The sequence below is a fragment of the Algoriphagus sp. genome (assembly GCF_029254265.1).
Classification (GTDB): Bacteria; Bacteroidota; Bacteroidia; order Cytophagales; family Cyclobacteriaceae; genus Algoriphagus.
In genome coordinates, this window is sequence record NZ_JAQWXX010000008.1 from 1 (window position 1) to 18,853 (window position 18,853).

At 37.3% G+C, this 18,853-nt stretch carries 15 protein-coding genes, 1 tRNA gene and 1 pseudogene; 7 read left to right on the forward strand and 10 right to left on the reverse strand.

Annotation, left to right across the window (positions count from 1 at the left end):
- Positions 1–232 precede the first annotated feature (232 nt).
- Positions 233–1,107: pseudogene (locus tag P8O16_RS00770) on the forward strand (IS1595 family transposase).
- An 8-nt stretch (positions 1,108–1,115) separates the two neighbouring features.
- Here the strand turns inward: P8O16_RS00770 and P8O16_RS00775 are convergent.
- Positions 1,116–1,739, reverse strand: a complete 624-nt coding sequence (locus tag P8O16_RS00775) for a response regulator transcription factor (protein ID WP_300309861.1) — start codon at positions 1,737–1,739, stop codon at positions 1,116–1,118.
- Positions 1,740–1,741: 2 nt separating this feature from the next.
- The gene (locus P8O16_RS00780; protein ID WP_300309863.1) at positions 1,742–3,580 is read right to left on the reverse strand and encodes a 7TM-DISM domain-containing protein; all 1,839 of its coding nucleotides are present in this window, start codon (positions 3,578–3,580) and stop codon (positions 1,742–1,744) included.
- A 720-nt stretch (positions 3,581–4,300) separates the two neighbouring features.
- Here P8O16_RS00780 and P8O16_RS00785 point away from each other — a divergent pair.
- Positions 4,301–4,687, forward strand: coding sequence for a hypothetical protein (locus P8O16_RS00785; protein WP_300309865.1), 387 nt, complete (start codon positions 4,301–4,303; stop codon positions 4,685–4,687).
- Positions 4,688–5,370: 683 nt separating this feature from the next.
- Here P8O16_RS00785 and P8O16_RS00790 read toward each other — a convergent pair.
- The 3 genes from P8O16_RS00790 to P8O16_RS00795 all read right to left on the reverse strand — a co-directional run bounded on the left by P8O16_RS00790 (position 5,371) and on the right by P8O16_RS00795 (position 7,056).
- Complete coding sequence (locus P8O16_RS00790) at positions 5,371–6,345, reverse strand: site-specific integrase (protein ID WP_367182787.1); 975 nt, start codon at positions 6,343–6,345, stop codon at positions 5,371–5,373.
- A gap of 105 nt (positions 6,346–6,450) precedes the next feature.
- The gene (locus P8O16_RS20520; RefSeq protein WP_367182788.1) at positions 6,451–6,597 is read right to left on the reverse strand and encodes a hypothetical protein; all 147 of its coding nucleotides are present in this window, start codon (positions 6,595–6,597) and stop codon (positions 6,451–6,453) included.
- A 367-nt stretch (positions 6,598–6,964) separates the two neighbouring features.
- Positions 6,965–7,056 (reverse strand) — tRNA-Ser (locus tag P8O16_RS00795).
- A gap of 241 nt (positions 7,057–7,297) precedes the next feature.
- Between P8O16_RS00795 and P8O16_RS00800 the strand changes: the two genes are divergently transcribed.
- Positions 7,298–7,543: a hypothetical protein gene (locus P8O16_RS00800; RefSeq protein WP_300309867.1), complete on the forward strand. Its 246-nt coding sequence runs from the start codon at positions 7,298–7,300 to the stop codon at positions 7,541–7,543.
- Positions 7,544–7,760: 217 nt separating this feature from the next.
- Positions 7,761–9,041 carry a hypothetical protein gene (locus P8O16_RS00805; protein WP_300309869.1) on the forward strand — a complete coding sequence of 427 codons (1,281 nt, stop codon included), beginning with the start codon at positions 7,761–7,763 and terminating at the stop codon, positions 9,039–9,041.
- Here P8O16_RS00805 and P8O16_RS00810 read toward each other — a convergent pair.
- The gene (locus P8O16_RS00810) at positions 9,038–10,585 is read right to left on the reverse strand and encodes a hypothetical protein (RefSeq protein WP_300309871.1); all 1,548 of its coding nucleotides are present in this window, start codon (positions 10,583–10,585) and stop codon (positions 9,038–9,040) included. The genes P8O16_RS00805 and P8O16_RS00810 overlap by 4 nt on opposite strands.
- A gap of 155 nt (positions 10,586–10,740) precedes the next feature.
- Here P8O16_RS00810 and P8O16_RS00815 point away from each other — a divergent pair, with 155 nt between their 5' ends.
- Complete coding sequence (locus tag P8O16_RS00815) at positions 10,741–11,169, forward strand: LytTR family DNA-binding domain-containing protein (RefSeq protein WP_300309873.1); 429 nt, start codon at positions 10,741–10,743, stop codon at positions 11,167–11,169.
- On the opposite strand, the gene P8O16_RS00820 is transcribed toward P8O16_RS00815, so the two are convergent.
- On the reverse strand, positions 11,170–12,432 hold the full coding sequence (locus P8O16_RS00820; protein ID WP_300309875.1) for an S-adenosylmethionine:tRNA ribosyltransferase-isomerase: 1,263 nt from the start codon (positions 12,430–12,432) through the stop codon (positions 11,170–11,172).
- Positions 12,433–12,451: 19 nt separating this feature from the next.
- On the opposite strand from P8O16_RS00820, the gene P8O16_RS00825 reads away from it, so the two are divergent.
- The gene (locus tag P8O16_RS00825; RefSeq protein ID WP_300309877.1) at positions 12,452–13,534 is read left to right on the forward strand and encodes an o-succinylbenzoate synthase; all 1,083 of its coding nucleotides are present in this window, start codon (positions 12,452–12,454) and stop codon (positions 13,532–13,534) included.
- On the opposite strand, the gene P8O16_RS00830 is transcribed toward P8O16_RS00825, so the two are convergent.
- Positions 13,531–14,664: a lactonase family protein gene (locus P8O16_RS00830; RefSeq protein WP_300309879.1), complete on the reverse strand. Its 1,134-nt coding sequence runs from the start codon at positions 14,662–14,664 to the stop codon at positions 13,531–13,533. The genes P8O16_RS00825 and P8O16_RS00830 overlap by 4 nt on opposite strands.
- Positions 14,665–14,832: 168 nt before the next feature.
- Between P8O16_RS00830 and P8O16_RS00835 the strand changes: the two genes are divergently transcribed.
- On the forward strand, positions 14,833–17,367 hold the full coding sequence (locus tag P8O16_RS00835) for a phosphoenolpyruvate carboxylase (RefSeq protein WP_300309881.1): 2,535 nt from the start codon (positions 14,833–14,835) through the stop codon (positions 17,365–17,367).
- A gap of 51 nt (positions 17,368–17,418) precedes the next feature.
- Here the strand turns inward: P8O16_RS00835 and P8O16_RS00840 are convergent, their stop codons facing one another.
- Both P8O16_RS00840 and P8O16_RS00845 read right to left on the reverse strand, forming a co-directional pair.
- Positions 17,419–18,057 (reverse strand): hypothetical protein, encoded by a 639-nt coding sequence (locus P8O16_RS00840; protein WP_300309883.1) that lies wholly within the window; start codon positions 18,055–18,057, stop codon positions 17,419–17,421.
- Position 18,058: 1 nt separating this feature from the next.
- Positions 18,059–18,610, reverse strand: coding sequence for a DUF4136 domain-containing protein (locus P8O16_RS00845; RefSeq protein ID WP_300309885.1), 552 nt, complete (start codon positions 18,608–18,610; stop codon positions 18,059–18,061).
- Positions 18,611–18,853: the final 243 nt, after the last annotated feature.

An 18,853-nucleotide genomic window follows, 5' to 3' on the forward strand; every position in this document is an offset into this window, starting at 1 on the left:
CCAAGAGCTCAAAACTGTAGGTAAAGGCTATAGAACTTTTACCAACTTTAGAAGTGCAATCCTCTTTTTCCACGGAGGATTAAACTTATATCCCCACTAACTTAAGGGTAGAACCAAAAAAATATTTGAATCATCACAATCCTATACAATTCAATATATTATTTTTTTAGTTAGTTTTAATAGCTTTATGAGCGGTTTCAATGATGTTACTTGAAATAAAATTAATAAAGCCATTATCATCTTTGAGTATATCTTATATTTTCCAAATGAGCAGAGTTTTGAATATTAACTCAATTGTTATTGAGAAAGGTTCAGGATATATGATAAGACCTGTCAGATAATTTCAGAACATTTGTGATTTTCAGGTAAGAAATTCTATTAATGTAGTGAATGCAGGAGATGGACATGACTCAAAGCTGGTACAGTCGTAGAATCAAGCAGTCTGATCCTGCTGCATACTCAGTTTGTCGTGTTTATTTTAAAGTCAGCTACCAAGAAGGGCCGTCCTGCCTTGAATTTCATAGTCAGGCAGGATTAGGGGAGTGTGAAACAGCTTTCAGCTTTATGAATTCGATCCCAAACGTAATGGTCAAAAGAGACGGTTTATATCTACTCAAAGGAATGATAGGGTATGCTTATGTCGAAAAGGCTACCAAATAAGGCAATCCGGGATCCGATAAAGCTTGTCAAAGAGATCCAATAACAGCCCATTGTTGCTTCGGCATCGGGATCTGCACCTATGGAAGGATTAATTGTACATTCATTGAAACCAAAATCAGTATTGTTTCCGAATAAAAACGCGGCATCTGAAAACCTTGACAAGATGGTCAAAAACCAAATCATAGTTAAATACTCTCAATCTACAACAAACGGGAATAATATATGTTCATCAGGAAATAGGCAATCTCAAAAAGAATTTACCAAATGATAGGTGAGAAGTTGTTCAATAATTACCTTGATAAATTGGTTTGTAAGGTCAATGGAAGATATTATGGTGAAGATGTATTCGACAGAATGATTGTTGCTTCAATTTATACTTACTTGAATAAACCCGAAAAGTCAGTTTCAGAAATGTTTTATTTTTCAAGGGAAAAGACCCGGAAATGAAATTTCACTCAAGTCTCCCCCATATTGTGAAAAAGAGCTGAAAGTTGGGCTACATTTTTAAAAGCTAACTTTTTAAAAAGGTTTCTACGGTGGGTGTTTACCGTCCAAAGGCTAAGAAATAGTTTTTCGGCAATTTCATTGGATGAGTAGCCTTGAACCACTAACAATGCAATTTCCTTCTCCCGCTTGCTCAAAAGGCGGAATTTAGCCATCACTGGTTCTTCATTCTCGTCAGAGTATTCAATTTGCAAAAAAACTTTTAAACCCTGAGACACATCAAGTATAGTTTTTACCACGACTTTCCTTTCTGAAGATTTGGACAAAAAGCCAAAAAATCCGGCTTTTTTTGCAGCTTCGAAGACTGGAAAACTTTTTTCCATGGTCAGCAAAATCAATTTTGATTGCGGTGAGCCTTTTAATATTTCCTTTCCCAATTCAATTCCGTTTTTTCCTGGAAGGAAATAGTCCACTAATACAATATTTGGCTGAAGTTGTTTCACTTTTTCTTTTCCCTCATCGGGGTCTCCGGCATATCCAAGCAAATCAAAGGAGCCTTCATCTGCCAATAAGGAGGATAATCCTTGAGAAAACAGATGATGGTCATCAATATGGAAAATGGTAATCTTGGACATATTTAGGGGAAGGGGATAGTAATCATGGTCGTAGTTCCTTTTGAATTGGAATCGATTTTCAATTCACCTTTGAGATAGTTCACTCTGTTTTGGATGTTTTTAAGTCCGATTCCTTTCTTTTTGCTTTCCGGATGAAATCCGACCCCATCATCTTCTACCATCAATTCTAATTTTTCAGCATTTGAAATCAACTGAAGATGGATTTCTGTTGCCTGCGCATGTTTAAGCGAATTGGAAATTAACTCACTGAAGATTCGATAAACCATCACTTCTGTTGGTTTAGGTATCCCGGATTCAATTCTATGATATAATTCTAACTTAATTCTCCCCTCATGGTTGAGGATGTCCATGCGATTTTCCAATGCAACAACCAATCCCATCTCCTCCAAATGGGGAGGAGTGAGGTTGTGACTCAAAGCTCTCGTATCATTAATCCCTTCGTTGATCAAGTATTGAAGTGATTGCAACTCTGGATCATGATTTTTTTCTGCAATTTCTTGAAGCTTCAGGTGTATCGTTACCAGCATTCCTCCCACGCTGTCGTGAAGGTCTCTGCCCAATCGGTTTCGTTCCTCCTCCTGAACCCAAATGATCTGATCGGCGATTTCCTTTTCGCGGATAAAGATTTTGACTGCAAGTTTTTCTTTTTCCTTTTTTTCCATAGAAGCTTGCCTAATAAATGCAAAAGCGAAAATGGCAGTTTCTCCCATAATCCCAAAAGCACTCCCAAAGTTTAGAAAGTAATGGGAAAGCTGAATCGCACCAGTGGCCTGATCAAAGTAAACTAAAATTGAAGAACTCATTAGGAATGTAATTCCGACCAAATATATTCCCGCAAATTGTATTTTCGCTAAATATTGATGAATCAAATAAGTCACGATTGTTATAACTTGAATTCCTGACATTGCCAAAACTACTTTGAGAAAAAAGGCTACTATTTCGGGCTGGGTGACACCCTCTGGAATGATTAAAAAGATGGCAAGAAGTACACTGTTTGTCCAAATTAAAATTTTCATCAAGCCTCCCAATAACCTTTGAGAAGGTAAAGTTTTAAAAATATTGATCACTGTGAGTAACAATGCAAGATTGGAAGCAAGATTGAAAACCGGTCTGGATTTCCCTACCCAATTTACGTTATCTGGCCATAGATATTGGGATCCCATGCCCCAATTTGAAAAAATCCAAAGAAATACCAGAAGAATGTATAGTACATAAAAGAATGCACTTCGGTGACGTAGTTCAGCTAAGAAAAAAACAGTGAAAATTGTTATCAGAAGCATCCAACCGGTCACTGCACCCATGATCAAGTATTCTGTCCTTCGCCTTTCATCGAACTCGCTCTCATTTAGTACCTCGGGATCTATATGGAAAGTTTCCCCACGCTTGTCTAGATTCATCAGGATTTCACTTCTTTCTCCAGGATTGAGTTCGAAAGGAAAAACAAAGTCCCTGCCGGAATAAGGTCTGGAATCAAATGGAAAACGATCACCGGTTATAAATTCCGGGCTGTCACTGCCATCCAGATAGACCTCGATCCGGTTGATGTGCGGGTTGTTTAAGATTAGGAAGAATTTGTTTTTGGTTGGGGTGTCATTTTTTAATTCAACCTTCATCCACCATCGATTGAGTTGGATTCCGGGATTGAATCGATCCGTTAATATGATTTCCCCACTCTTGTCTGACCAAACCTCGAGTGCCGATTGTCCATAATCTTCATAGATAGTGAAGGGTAAAGATGGTCTACTTTTATCTTTTTGGGGAAAGAAATAAATAAATAACATAGAAATAACTCCAACAACCAAAAAGGTATTCCGTTTAGAAAAAACTAAAAATGAAGCCATAGAATACTTTTAAATTTGGGTAAATGGAATTTTACCTGGCACTAGGTATTTGAAGGGCTGAAACTTTGAACAAACTTTGCATCAGGGCTATAAGTGGTTTGGTTCAACCGGGATTCGTAGAGAAAAGACTAAGGTCATTTATTAATGTTTTTTTTAAGATAGTGAGCTAGTTTTTGATCTGCTAATTCCGTCAGAAGGATAGACAGGATTTTGAAAGAAAAGGTAAATGATTTCCATCAAAGCTTTTCCTTAACCAAGGATGCAGATTCGTGTTTGTTTGGGGGCAAAAGTACTTGGAGTGGACTAAAAACCAAAGGGTTGTCTTTGAATATAGGGAGAAGGAAAGTCTTAGAGCCAAGGTATTTATTCATTCGGGATTTCATCCTTGGCTCTTGCGCATTGCTAAAGAAATGGTGTAAATAAGGAAACAGGATACCAAGACGGATTTTGTATCCGCACGGATGAACTTAAAGCCCTAAAAACCTTAGCGGTAATTTTATAAAAAACATAAACTTGAAATAAAAAAATGATACTTAAGCGAATACTTACGATTATAATTCTGACTTTTAGTTCAGTTTGCCTTTTTGGACAAGATTGTTTTTTAAACGGAGGTTCATCAAGCATTGGGGAACCACTAAATTTTCAGGAAATCCAAACTTTGACCAAATCAACAATGAAGAGTATAATTTTTTGATTAAAAAATTTGGCCTACCTCCTACTATGTTTTATTTAAATGATAGCAACAATCCCAATACATATGCTACTTCGAGAATTTCTAATCAAAACTTTCCTGACGGGACAGTATTAATAGGATTTTCATTGATCCAACAAGAATGCCTTCATTCACCTTCAGGAACCTGTAGTTCTTTTCCCATAGTGATGGCTCACGAATTTGCACATATTGCTGATTTTAAATATGGGACAGGTCTAACCGGAAAACACAAAGAGTTATTTGGTGATTATTTAGCCGGTTGCTTTATGTATTTCAGAGAAGTAGAATTTAAATCAACATTTGTTCAAGAGGCAGCAATTTCTTTCTTTCAAAAGGGAAACCATTCATTTAACGGCCCGGTTCATTATGGAATTCCTCAACAAAGATATACCTGATTAATGGCAAGCTATCAGTTTGCATAAAACTTCAGTAATGAAGGTCAATTTCTTACTTTGGAAACTGCGTTCAATACTGCTATTCAATATGTAAAAAAAATTAATGTAGGGTAAAGTTGATTTTGAAATAACAAATCCAATGCAAACAACTCGATCTACTCTAAGTCATTAAATGATAAAGTATCCAACGAACCTGGGGTTTACTATGTATAGGGCAATAAATTGAAATTTTTTCAGCACTTGAACTTGGGCCAAAGTAGGAGATCCAAGACTAACCCAAGTGGGCGGTTTTTGGGCACCAACCGTGTGATAAATGGCGGCGATTTGGTCAACTCGGTTACGGTATGTCGTGTTCCCAACCGAAACGGTAAAGTCCCTGCAATTCGTAGTGGCTGCAGTTTTTCGGATTTTACTTTCCTAGAAAACAGATAGGGTGTCCTGCCCCTTGCTCCGCAGAGCTTTTCGAAGGGGTTATGCTCACGAAACTTTTGCCAATAGGGGAGGAAGGAGGAGGCCTCTAAAGTAGATAGTTTTAAATTATTTTAGGTGTTAATTTGGGAAAATTAGGTATTTAATTAGTTAACCTTCCGGTCTCACATGATTGGGATACAAGGGAAGATTTAGAATGATCAATTATAAAATAAAAACAAGCCGTAGAATCTATTCAAGGAGGTAATACTATTTCAAACCCTTTCTTTATTCATAAATTCCTTCAGCCTTGCCATGTCCTGACTGACCTTGAGGTCAAGGATTTTGGCATAATGCTGGGTTTGCTTGAGGGATTTGTGTCCAAGCATTTTGGATACGGTTTCGATCGGTACACCGTTTCCAAGTGTGATGGTTGTGGCAAATGTATGCCTAGCGATATGGAAGGTCAAGGTTTTTTGGATTTCACAGACATCCGCAATCTCTTTCAGATAGGCATTCATCTTCTGATTGCTCATTACAGGCAGCACCAAGCCCCTATTACTACAGTATGGATGATTGTCATAGGCAATTATTATTTCAAGAGCTTGGGGAAGTAGTGGGAGTCGAGTAGGAGTTTCAGTTTTCTGCCTTTGGGTAAAAATCCACTGTTCTCCGTCAATCCCAACTTTGATCTGATTCCTTCTCAGGTTTTTTACATCGATATAAGCAAGCCCTGTAAAGCAACAAAACAAAAATATATCCCTAACCTGATTTAATCTTTCAATGCTAAATTTCTTGTTGTGAATTCTATCCAGTTCCTCTTTATCCAACACTTCCCGAAGGACCTTTTTCTTTACCATTTTGTATCCCAAAAATGGATCCCTTAGCAGCCAACCTTTTTTCACACAAGAAAGAACAATCTTCTTAAAGTTCGCTAGGTATTTTACTGTGGTATTGTGGGCACAGTTACGTACGGTTTTAAGCCAAAATTCATAATCGGAAATGAACTCGTAGTTAAGAGACTGAATGTCAATATCATCTTTTCCAAATTTCCATTGGATAAACGATCGGGTATGTTGCAGAGAAGTTTTATAGCGTTCTAATGTACCCGGAGCAAAATCTTTTCCGACCAATGCTTCAAGCTGTTCATTGTGTTTTTGGAAAACTTCCAAAATGAATTTCCTGTCATCTGATTTCCCAAATAGGGTATTTTTGATGTTTTCTGCAGTCACTTCTTTGTTACTGTCCATCAGAATCTTTTTTGCCTGAAGGATCTTCATTTGGAAAGAATCAAGAAAGGTATTCAGTTGTCGAATATCTTCTTTGTTTCCTATGACTCTTCCCAACCTTGGGTTTCACTTGTGGGTCTCACAAATTCTTTTGGTGGAAATTTCCCTTGAATCACCATCTACGGTTATTCTAGCGTAGATATATTTCTCCGAATTTTTAGTGTTTTTGGCTGTTTTTAGAAAAAACAAAAGACCAAAGCTTTTTTCCAGCATAATTTTGATTCTTTAATGAATAGATAAATATCGAAACCGTGGTTATTCAACACAAGATGTTCAGCTATTGAACATGTTGTATTTCAATAATTTAAATAACCTAAAAAGCGTCTTTTTTTGAGAACCAAAAACGACACGAATGACGCTTTTGAATTCTGGACATTTTTGAAAAATTTGATGATTTTGGAACCAAAAACAAAAAAGCCCACAGTCCGAGATCTGTAGGCTTCTAGATTGAAGAAGATGTGATTTGTATTGAAAATATGCTTAAATAGGCTCTAAACCGACATTTTCAATTTTTTGACTTTGTTCATTCAAAATTGAAAATTAATGAAATTTCCAATTTTGAACGATTTGAAAGCCATTTTGGCAGAGAGTGGGGGATTCGAACCCCCGGTACGGAATAACCCGTACGACAGTTTAGCAAACTGCTGGTTTAAGCCACTCACCCAACTCTCTGGGTGCTTTAAAGGCTTAATGAATTGAATCGTGAATCTGCTTCATTAAGCGATGCAAATATAATCCAAATGATTAGATTTTAGCAAATCGAAATAAGATTGCTTCGCAGGATAAATAATAATAGTTCTAACCTGCTGTAAATCACTCCAAATTATTTGAGATTTTTTTGAAAACAATTATTAAAAAGTAGCCGTATTACAAATTTCAATCTTTTATTTGTACAATAAATATTTTTCGAACCATGGTCATAGAAACCACAAATGCAAAGTTTTTAATCGAATCAGACCAACGGGATGAGGGATTCGTGCTGGTTTATTCTAATTCCTCCCATGAATTACAGCGTTTTTTTGGCTCCTTAAATATCCATTCTAATTCCAATGAGGATTTTCCATTCCAGGTTTGTGCTAGTAAAGATGAATTTGCAAATGCAATGATTGTAATGGTTAAGGAGATTGATTATTCTGATTCTTCCTTCCAATCCAATTGAATTTTTCAGGTAATTTTATTTTTTTTTGAAGTGAATTTTGGGATGAAAAGCGTTTTTCATTCAGGTATCTGCTTTTTATTGTTTAACAAGTGATAATACACTGAAAATCAAGAATTTCAGCGGTGGTTCTTTGCTAGACACGCTTTTTTTTAGCGCTTTTTTTTCCAATCTTTAGCGAGAATTTTGTCTCTAATTCACCCCATTTAGAACCGAAATAGTGATCAGTACAACTAATATTGACGAGTTAATTCCTGACTTCTTAATAGAATCTAACTACTTCCAAACCATACTTTTAGATGTGGAGGGGAATGTGATGAGTTGTTCCACAAGATTAGATTCTAAATTTTATTCAGCAGAAGTTGTTAATTTTTCCAGGTTTCTAGAGCCTACTTACATCAATTCGTTTGAAGAAACAATAGAGCTTCTTTTGGCCTCTCCCAAGGAAAAAAGGCAGATCGTTTTGGCATTTTTAAATATAGAAACTAGAAAAACTGATCAAGTATGGTGGGAGTTTTCTACTGTGACCAATTCAGATATGGATCTTATCGGGATCATCGGGATAGGCGTGAGTACCAAGTTTCTGGAGCAGGAAATGCCTTGGAATAGTTTGGTTGATCTTTTGGAATTTGGCAAAATTCAACTGGACACTGAATTTAAGGTACTTGATCTTGATGATAAAGTGATTCATTGGTTAGGGATTGGAGCGTCCGGGCATGATGGAAATGGGGAGATTTTTCTTTCAGAATTACCTCTTAAACTTGATCATCTTTCCTTGGGATCCCAGCCCACGTGCATGGTTCTTTCGGATAGGGAGTCCGGAGTTTATTATTCGGCACTTTTGACGCAAGTCGAGGATGGATATCAATTGTATATTTTACCAAAATCCCGAAGGGCTAAACCCACACATCTTGATAAGCCTTATACCCCATCTCATTTGGCTTCTTTTCCCGGCGCTGTCTGGGTGGTGGATAAGTCTTTGAAATTTATCCAGCAAAATCAGCTGGCTTCGGATACAGCGATGGAATGGTCGGGGATTTCCTGTTCTAATTCCTTTGACTTTATTTTCAACTCTGAATTGAAAAGCTTGAAGCAATTAAAGCTGAATTTTTCAAAAGGCTTCGAAGGAAACCCCTCTGATTTTGAATTGAAAATTAACCCCTCTGGAACCCAATCTACTTTTTGGTATGTAGGTATTCGTCCAATATTTGATGAAAAAGGGCTGGTTAGCCTTCTCGCTGTGCATGGTATTATGCTCCCGCAGATAAGTAAAAGACTGACAAATTTAGAGGCTGAGAATAAAGCTCTGAGGGAGTTGGTTATGAACCCATCTTACATATTGAGATCTCCGCTTTCTTCCATGTTAGGGTTGTTGGATCTTATCGATCCTAAACAACTTGATCAGGAGAATCAGAAGTACTTCTCTTATCTCAAGCCTTTGGCAAAAGAGTTAGACGAAGTGATTCGGAATAATGCCAAGCGCTTAGGCGCATTTGACTAAAATAGTCCCGTAAAATCTATTTTTGAAATTCTGGCAGGAAGACTTTGTCCCCCAAGAGAAATCCGCTCGCCGCTAATGAAGAGATTACCTTCTTTTTCAAACACAATTCCTTCGGTCTGAGATAATAATCCGGGACTTCCAATGAAAATGGAGGAGGCTTTTCCTGAAAAAAAATCGGAGTTCGAATAATCAGAAAAAAGCCAAACAAATGATTTGGAAGAAAATCCATTTTCTTGGTAACCCAGTAGCACAACATTTCCCTCCGGAGAAATACTAGCTCCTGTAATCAAGCCATCTACTGGAAAACTGCCGGTTCGCAATGCGATGGCATTGGAAGAGTTTGGATTTAAAGTATAGTGACTGGTTTTTTGATCTAACCTGTTTTTGGTAAAAAGATGAAGTGCATCATTCCAAAAAAAGAAGGCCTCACAATCAAAATTGTGATTCCCTCCATTTCCTGAGAAATCCGATTGATCCGAATAGGAAAAGGTTAGTCTCGTGGCATCCACTTCTTCTTTTGCCAAAACATCTGTAATCGGAATCTTAAGAACGGAAAGATCCTTCCGAGTCCCAGTATTATTCCCGAAATCTCCAATAAATAGATGCGTGTCGTTTTGTGCCAAATCTTCCCAGTCTTTATTGGTGCTGTTCTTTACGTTTATTGCTCTAATGACTTTTCCGGTAAGAGGATCAAGCTCAAAAATCTCTGAACTATTTCCACCATCATTGATAGAGAAAAGGCGGTTTTGGATATAGGCCAAACCGGAATTTTCATTTTGAGAAGTTTCCAAGTCAGCTAAAATAATAGGGGATAATGATGATGGGATACCATTTGCATTTAATTCGATGAAATTTTGATCAAGTGAAAAATCAACAGGACTAAATGAAAAACTCGAAGCGTTTTGGTCTGTGAAATAGAGATCTAAATGGCGATGGGAATAGCTGGAAACCTGCCAGTTGAATCGAAAATAAGACTCATTATCAAGCAGATTTATTCTAATACTCATAGCTTGGTCTTTTAGAGCATAGAGGTAGAAAAAATCATCTCTTGAAAACAATTGAACATTCTGTGGTACTAGAAGAGGTGTGGAGGTTCCAAGATTTTTATTAGATAGTGTAAAAAGTCCGTAATCGGAAGTCGCTTCTAAGGTTAGACTTTGAGTTCCGGGATTTATAGTGATTTCTTGATTGACCCAAATAGGTAGAATATCAGAATAGAGGTCTGTTGATCTTATACTGGACAAAGAATATGTCCCCGTCGGTAGTTCAATGGAATATGGAATACTAAAGTCATTGGGCTGTATTTCCAGGTTAGATTTCTGTCCTGTGCTTGATTCAAATTGAATCGTGATACGATTTTGGTAGGTATGCTCCCATACATTCTGGGTGCTTATTTTTCCAGAGGGAAAACTACTAGGGTTAAGTAACTCAATCCCAATGAATGAAACTGTCCCAAAGTCATTATTAGGTTTTTCTTTTTCGTTACAAGAAATACCTGAAAGAATAAAAAAAAGAATAAAACAGTTTGAATAAAAACTCCTCATGATCTTGTATGTAATTGCTTCAAAATTAAAATATTAATTAGGAAAAGATTTATCATTCAGGCTAAAATACCAAATAACCCTATCAGCTATCCTTTTTTCAAAAGATTCTAAACAATGATCTTAATCAGTCTGTTAAAAAATCAAATGACAAAGTTATGGAACAGTTAGTTGGTAAAATAAACATAAACGGATATTCAACTTCTAAGCAAAAGGAGGAGGAAAAAGTGAAGATGTCTAACAATCAAGAGCTTTTAATCAAGGATGCCATTTTTGTTAGACATGAAGGAAGCTTAGTTAAAGTGAAATTCAAAGATATTTTATGGCTTAAAGCTGACGGAAATTATACTACTTTAGTTTGCAGAAAAGGAGTTTTTTCCATCCGTAATATTCTCAAAAACTTTGAAAGTGAATTGCCTTCAAAAGACTTTATGAGAATTCACAAGAGCTATGTTGTCCGTATAGATGAGATTGAATCAATTAGTTCCAAGGAAGTGGATGTCAGTGGAGATTTAGTTCCGGTCGGGAGAACGTATTATCATGTCTTAATTAACGGAATTCAGAAGCTCGGCCTAACCGGAGAATAATTATTCCAACCAAAGTAAGCTACTGTCTCCATAGCTTAGAAACCGGTAATCATTTTCTAAAGCTGAATTATAAACAGTTCGCCAATCATTTCCCAGAATAGTCGCAATCAAAAGAATAAGCGTTGACCCTGGCTGATGAAAATTCGTGATTAAGCCGTTTACCACTCTATAGGTATATCCCGGAAAAATAAAAATCTCGGTAGTACCCATGATTGTCTCAAGATTTTTTTGACTCATGTATCCCAAAATCGCCTCAAAGGATTCCTTTAATGTCGGAATACTTTCTCTGGTTTGATATGGGAATAGCTTTTCGATTTTAAGTTCTTCGCCCTTATTCTCGATCAATTTCACTCCGTACCAAAAAAGGCTCTCCAGAGTCCTGACTGAAGTCGTACCAACTGCTATAATTTTACCTTCCATTGACAACACAGATTCGATAGTTTCTTTGCTTACATGAATCTGTTCACTGTGCATGGGATGTTCAATAACATCTTTTGCTTTGATGGGCTGAAAAGTTCCTGCACTGACATGAAGTGTCAATTGTGTTTTTTTTATTCCTTTCTGTTCTAGTTTTTCAAAAATCTCAGGAGTAAAATGTAATCCTGCAGTCGGAGCGGCCACAGCCCCCTCCTTTTCTGAGTACACAGTTTGGTAGCGATTTTTATCTTCAGTCTCGGGCTTCCTGTTGAGATAGGGTGGGAGTGGCACCTCACCACTAGCCTCTACCACATCCACAAAAGCAACTTGGGAATCATTCCAGGAAAACTCTACTTTCCGGCTTTCTCGGTCTAATAATTTTGCTTGTAAAACAATTTCTTTTTGGTTCAATAAGACTCTTCCTGTCAGTATTTCTCCATCTTTCCACTTTTTAGAATTCCCAATCATTGTCTCCCAGACTACCGGATGCTTGGCAAGCATAATTTCCGGAATGACCGTTGTAGGTAAAATAGGCTGTAAAAGAAAAATCTCAATTCTTGCTCCCGACTCTCGTTGGAAAATCAATCTTGCCGGGATCACTTTTGTATCGTTATAGACAAGTAGGGAATCTTTGGGTAATAAAGCAGGGATATCATAAAAATTCCAGTGGCTGATTTCTCCATTTTTATATTGAAGTAGCTTGGAGTCATCGCGCTTTTTCAAAGGGAATTTGGCTATTCTTTCCTCAGGGAGCGTATATTCGTAATCTTTTAAATCAATCTTTGGGATCTGCATGACAGGTCTAAATGTCAGTTTGCAAATATAGGCCATTCGTTCTAATCCCATTTTAATTCTCCATAATTCAATGCTTTCAACATTTTCACTTCGATTTGAATGGATCAAAAGAACCTTAAATTTTCGATTTGATGCAGGAACTTCACGGGGAGTTCTGAAAACTAGACCAGTTTATTGGATTAAAGCTTTTGATCCCCAACAGCCAGAAAGAGTGGGCTGGGGAGAGGCAGCGCCTCTGGTGAAACTTAGTTTGGATGATACTCCGGATTTCGAGTTGTTATTAGAAAAGGAACTATCAAGATTACAAGGGATAAACTTTGAAAATGATGCAGAACTTGTTTTACTAAGTCTGAAAAAGATCGTGTCTCCCAAGTTACCAAGTGTCAGATTTGGGCTAGAAACTGCAATTTTGGATTTTTTAAATGGTGGGAAAAAACGAATTCTTCCTAACCCATTTTTTGATAAAAATCAGCCCATTCCAATCAATGGATTGATTTGGATGGGAGATCCTGAATTCATGGCCTCCCAGATTGAAGAGAAAATTGATCAGGGCTTCGATTGCATCAAAATGAAAATCGGAGCAATTGATTTTGAGCAGGAATTAGCACTTTTTAAATACATCAGAAGCCGGTTTTCGAAAAATGAAATGACCCTTCGTGTGGATGCAAATGGTGCCTTCTCGGTAGAAGAGGCAAAGATCAAACTTGCGGAGCTCGCCAAACTTGACATCCATAGCATAGAGCAACCTATTCCCGCAGGGAAGATTAAAGAGATGGCTGCGCTTTGTAAAGAAACACCGTTGCCAATTGCTTTGGATGAGGAATTGATCGGAGTATTGGAAAAGGCAGAACTCTTAGATTCAATAATGCCTCAACATATTATACTAAAGCCAACCTTATTGGGTGGGATTTTAGAAACCAGAGAATGGATTAGACTTGCTGAAGAACGTAATATTGGTTGGTGGATGACCTCTGCGCTGGAGAGTAATATTGGGTTGAATGCAATTGCTCAATTGGCTTCGAGTTTGAATCCCACTATTCCTCAAGGTTTGGGAACAGGCAAGCTTTTTTACAATAATCTGGATTCTCCACTTCTGATCGAATCAGGTACGATTAGTTATCAGTCTGAACTAGCCTGGGAAAATCCTTCTTAATTTAACAAAGGAAATAAGTAAACAGGTTTATGAATTGCTACTTTCCAAGCTGTTGGAGAAAGTAAACCGGAATCTGTATTTCGCTCAAAAACCACGATACCATTACTTGCTTGGTGTGCACAGAGTAGGTATTTTCCGTCTGAGGTTAGATTGAAATTTCTGGGCATTAAGCCTCCGGATGAGATGACTTGTATAAGCTTGTAGCTTCCTGATTCATTTTTCCCAAACACAGAAATAGTATTAGCTTCTCCACGATTGGATACATACACATTTTCTCCGTTTGGAGACAGGCGAACTTCAGCAGCACCAACTCCTCCTGGGAAACCTTCTTCAAGCATAGAAAGCCGTTGTCTAGAATTTAGTTTCCCTTCTGAGAAATCTAAAATTTCCAAGTTTGCAGTTAATTCCTGTACAGCAAATACGGTTTTCCCATCCGAAGAAAAAGCCAAATGCCTAGGCCCATCACCCTTTATGACCTCATATTCCGAAACCAATTCAAGAGGGCTTTCTTTACTTGAGTCAATGGTGTAGGTATATATTTTATCAGTACCAAGATCTGCAACGATCAGGTATTTTCCATCTGGACTGAACACCGTACTGTGCACATGCGCTTTCTCTTGCCGATCTGTATTTACACTGAATCCTTCATGCTGAATTGTCTGGAGGTATTCCAATTTATTTTCTTTATCCAACTTGAAAAAACTAAGATTGCCTCCTGTGTAGTTACCGACTGCGAGGAATTCTTCATTTGGTGATAGGGCTAAATAACAGGGGTGATCTCCATACGACGGAATAGTATCGATGGGAATGAGTTTATCTCCAACTTTAGAAAAAGTCATCACCCTTCCTCCGGTTTGACTCATATCTTCCTCTAAAGCAAAGACAAGGTTTTCCGCCTTATTACTAATCACAAATGAAGGGTTTTTTACACCGGGTGCTATTAGTTTTACTGCAAACAAATTCGAATCAGGGTTAAATCTCAACAAGTTGATGCCTTGGTCTTCTTGATCCGTATAAGTTCCAACTAAAAAAGAATAAGCTTTAGAAGGGTTTTCCATTTCAGTCGTTTTGGGTGGATTACAGGCAATAGTCAAAGCTAGTAACACAATGCCTAAGGTGAGTTGCTTCATCAGGTTAAGATAGGTAAATCATAGTTTATGTTAAATGATTCATTTTAAAATCATCTGGATTTTTTAAAAACGAAATAAAACACTTTTCCTGTTAGAGATATTGTAATGATTTAGGGTTTTTTTAGGATTTTCGCTAATTTAACAATTGAATAAAACATCTGCCTTACAATGCAAAAAACCTATGATACTGAAGTCGCGAAGAGATTTACGATTTATAACAGTTTATTCTTAGATCTTCCCTTCAATGATATTTACCGGACGGGTACGCTCTTACCAATTTTAAGCACGTCATGTCAAAAAGGATTTGAAAATGGTTTGACTCCAAAGGAAATAATCAATGGGTTTTTTGAAGAAATGCTTCCAGATGCCAGTGAAAAATCACATATGGATCTCTTATTTCAAATGATTCAGTACGTCGAAAGGCAAGTGGTTTTATTTGACTCTATAGAGGATGCCGCATATGATAAAATCAATGATTTGAAAGGAAAAGGTTCCATCAACGCTTTGATTAATAGAACCGACAATGATAAAAAACGAGCTGAGTTAATTGAAAAGCTCAAGACTTTTTCGGTTAGATTAACTCTTACAGCTCACCCAACACAATTCTATCCCGGAAATGTCTTAGGAATCATCACTGATCTTGAAAATGCCATTCGCACAGATGATATAGGCAGGATTAACTCTTTGCTCCAACAATTGGGAAAAACAGGCTTTACCAAAAGGGAAAAACCTTCTCCCTACGATGAAGCAATTAGCTTGATTTGGTATCTCGAAAACATCTTTTATCAAAGTATTTCTGACATCATGATCCGATTGTTGAATTCTTTGAATATCCCATTACATGATTGGGAAAATCCCGGATTGCTGAAAGTTGGTTTTTGGCCGGGCGGAGATCGGGATGGGAATCCATTTGTGACGCATGACATTACCCAACAAGTTGCTCTCAGACTAAAAAAATGGATTCTGAGATGTTATTACCGAGACATGAGGAAGTTGAAAAGAAGATTGACTTTCAAACATGTGGAGGAGATCATCCTGAAAGTTGAGCGAGGGATTTTTGCGACCCTTTTTGAAAATAATCCAGTTTATCAGACAAAAGATCAACTATTAGATGATTTGCTAGAGGCGAGAGCGGCTTTGGTACAACATCATGAGGGATTGTTTTTGGAGGTTTTGGATGAATTTATCCTTAAAGTGAAAATTTTCGGTTTTCATTTTGGATACATGGATATGCGTCAGGATAGCAGAAAACACGATGCCCTTTGGGAAGAACTCTTCAAAATAAAGGGTATAAAAATGGGGGAATCTGAGCAAGAACAAATTGAGCAAATTCTTGCTACAGAAAGCATTCCAAGTCTGGATCTATTTCAGGAGCCTTTTCATGTTGAAATGCTTCGTTCGTTTGAGGTTATCGATCCGATCCAAAAGGAAAGTGGTGAGGATGTCCTAAATCGATATATTATTTCTAACTGTCAATCAAAAAAACACCTACTTGAAGTTTATCAGTTGGCAAAATTAACCCTTGGAAAAGGTAAGCAAGAGATGCCAATGGATATTGTTCCACTTTTTGAGACTATAGATGACTTGGCTGCTGCACCTGCCATCATGACAAGTTTGTATCAATTGCCGGAATACCAAAATCACCTCAAGTCCAGAGGTAACAAGCAAACGATTATGCTCGGGTTTTCTGATGGTACCAAAGATGGTGGATACATTCAGGCAAATTGGTCTATCCTCAGGGCAAAAGAGGAATTAACAAGAGTGTCTCGCGAAAATAATATCGAAGTTGTCTTTTTTGATGGTCGAGGAGGACCACCGGCAAGAGGAGGAGGGAATATGCATAATTTTTATGCTTCCATGGGAGAGAAAGTGGAGAATGCAGAGATTCAGGTAACTATTCAAGGTCAAACTATTTCGGCAAATTATGGGAAGCAGGCTTCTTGTACCTACAATTTGGAACAGCTTCTAAGTGCAGGGCTTGAAAATCATCTGTATCAAGATTCGGAGAAAAATTTAAATTCTGAGCAAAGAGAATTAATTGACGAGTTGGCAAGTGAGGCGTATGAGTCCTATAAGAAATTTAAGAGTCATCCTAAGTTTGTGCCTTATTTAGAACATGTGACTCCTTTGAAATATTTTGGGATGACCAATATCGGTTCAAGACCTTTGAAACGTGGCAAAGGAGAAGGATTAAAGTTTGAGGACTTGAGAGCAATTCCTTTTGTAGGTTCGTGGGCACAAATGAAGCAAAATATTCCCGGTTTTTATGGAGTGGGAGAGGCAGTTGAGGTATTAGAGAAAAGAGGAAAGCTTGAGCAATTGAAAGCACTCTATGAGAACTCATTGTTTTTCCGAACACTGCTTGGAAATTCCATGCAATCCTTGTCAAAGTGTTTTTACCCAGCCACAGCATATTTGAGTGAAGATAAGACCTATGGCGATTTGTGGAGAATTATGTTTGAAGAGTATAACCGGTCTATTGAGAAATTAAAAATAGTTTCTTCTATGGATCAACTGATGGGTGATAATCTTGTCTCAAAAAAATCTATTGAGATCAGGGAACGAATTGTACTTCCTCTTATTACGGTCCAGCAGTATGCAATACAGCAAATGTTAGAATCAGGAAAAAGTGATGAGATCTTGCAGCGATTGGTTTTGAGGAGTATGTTTGGAATAATAAATGCTGCTAGAAACGCGGCATAAAAAAAGGCCCGAATCTACAAGATTCGGGCCTTTTGATTTTTTTTCATTAAATCACTTAGCGATAAGACCGTCTTTTAATAATTGGTTTACAACTAGTTGAGAAAAGGCGTTAGAAAACGTTTCGATGGAAGAAGGGTTGGTAGTCTCTGATTGAGCTGACCAAACCAATTCCTCCGTTTTAGCATCATACAAGTTGATCTCAATGTAATAGTTCTTATCTGTAGAATAATAACCAGGGCTATACATTACGGGATTATAATAAGAATAGTATCCGGAAAATCTGCCATAATATCCACCGTATCCCATTGGAGAATACATGGTTGTGCCAGGAACATAACGGGTCTCAGAAGTCTGATCTAGTAGTGCAATAGTAAGGATTGCATCACTTCCACCATCGCGGATAGCTGCGACCGTAGCTTCTTTATTTTCGGCAGTTGCCTTGAAACCGGGAGGGATGATATCGAAGCTACTTTTTGCCTCTACTCCATCTTTTTGAAGCATGGCATCAATGTCATTTTCGATGGTTTGTCTTGCTACCAAATTTTCAGAGATAGCTGTTACAAAAATACTTTTATACGGCTCAGAGGGAGTGTTTGGTCCGGTCCACGAACCAGTGATTTTTGTGCTAGGAGAGCAAGCTCCCATGATTGTGACTAGTGCTAAAGCGACTAGATAATTTACTTTTTTCATTTTATTTATTATTTAAGTCCAATTCTTTAAAAATTTCGGCAACTGCAGACTCGATAGCTGCAGGTGTGTTTTTTTGTTTATTAGGAACTACCTGATCAATAGTACCTACCCAAACAGCTTTATTGGAGTTGCGGTCGACTAGGTGTACGGTTAGACTTCCTTCCCTATAAGTATTTACAGGTACTTCTTTAGCTTGCCAGGTATATGATCGTTGTCCTGAATACATGAATGGATCAGTAGCCAAGCTAGTTGTTCTTGTTTGTACTTTATCTTCTATTTTAATTCCTAAGTTGATTTTTAGATCAGGATTAGTAGAAGATTTAGTAAGACCGCGTGCGACCAACTCTTTGCTTATCGTTTCTTCCAAATAAGAAACATTCTCTTTGAAATTAGGGTTTTCAGAGTTTGGAGCATCTATTTCGAAGAAATCAAAAGTCTTATAATCAGTTAAGCTAAAATCTTTATACTGATCATTCTCTACAATTACTCTTGATCCACCGCAGGAAAATACTCCTAAAATAAGCACTAGAAATATTGATTTTGTAGTCTTCATAAGGTAATTTTTTATAGTTCTAATTTAATCAGTAATTCTGAAATACTAATGATAGGCTTTTAGTGCTACTTTTTCTCGAGAATAAGTTTTCTTTTAAAGGAAAAATGAAGTTTTGATTTTAATATAATATGTATATCCGCAATCTTGCCAGTATGATTAAATCGAAGCAATGATGAGTCTGTCAAAGAGTTTTTGACCGAAGTATCTTCTGTTGAGCTTGTAACAAAACTCGTCCAGGTAATT

Coding starts and splice junctions, on each gene's coding strand:
- P8O16_RS00775 (WP_300309861.1), bottom strand. CDS start 1,739: ATGTCCAAGATTACCATTTTCCATATTGATGACCATCATCTGTTTTCT.
- P8O16_RS00780 (WP_300309863.1), bottom strand. CDS start 3,580: ATGGCTTCATTTTTAGTTTTTTCTAAACGGAATACCTTTTTGGTTGTT.
- P8O16_RS00785 (WP_300309865.1), top strand. CDS start 4,301: ATGTTTTATTTAAATGATAGCAACAATCCCAATACATATGCTACTTCG.
- P8O16_RS00790 (WP_367182787.1), bottom strand. CDS start 6,345: ATGGACAGTAACAAAGAAGTGACTGCAGAAAACATCAAAAATACCCTA.
- P8O16_RS20520 (WP_367182788.1), bottom strand. CDS start 6,597: ATGCTGGAAAAAAGCTTTGGTCTTTTGTTTTTTCTAAAAACAGCCAAA.
- P8O16_RS00800 (WP_300309867.1), top strand. CDS start 7,298: ATGGTCATAGAAACCACAAATGCAAAGTTTTTAATCGAATCAGACCAA.
- P8O16_RS00810 (WP_300309871.1), bottom strand. CDS start 10,585: ATGAGGAGTTTTTATTCAAACTGTTTTATTCTTTTTTTTATTCTTTCA.
- P8O16_RS00815 (WP_300309873.1), top strand. CDS start 10,741: ATGGAACAGTTAGTTGGTAAAATAAACATAAACGGATATTCAACTTCT.
- P8O16_RS00820 (WP_300309875.1), bottom strand. CDS start 12,432: ATGGGATTAGAACGAATGGCCTATATTTGCAAACTGACATTTAGACCT.
- P8O16_RS00825 (WP_300309877.1), top strand. CDS start 12,452: ATGCTTTCAACATTTTCACTTCGATTTGAATGGATCAAAAGAACCTTA.
- P8O16_RS00830 (WP_300309879.1), bottom strand. CDS start 14,664: ATGAAGCAACTCACCTTAGGCATTGTGTTACTAGCTTTGACTATTGCC.
- P8O16_RS00835 (WP_300309881.1), top strand. CDS start 14,833: ATGCAAAAAACCTATGATACTGAAGTCGCGAAGAGATTTACGATTTAT.
- P8O16_RS00840 (WP_300309883.1), bottom strand. CDS start 18,057: ATGAAAAAAGTAAATTATCTAGTCGCTTTAGCACTAGTCACAATCATG.
- P8O16_RS00845 (WP_300309885.1), bottom strand. CDS start 18,610: ATGAAGACTACAAAATCAATATTTCTAGTGCTTATTTTAGGAGTATTT.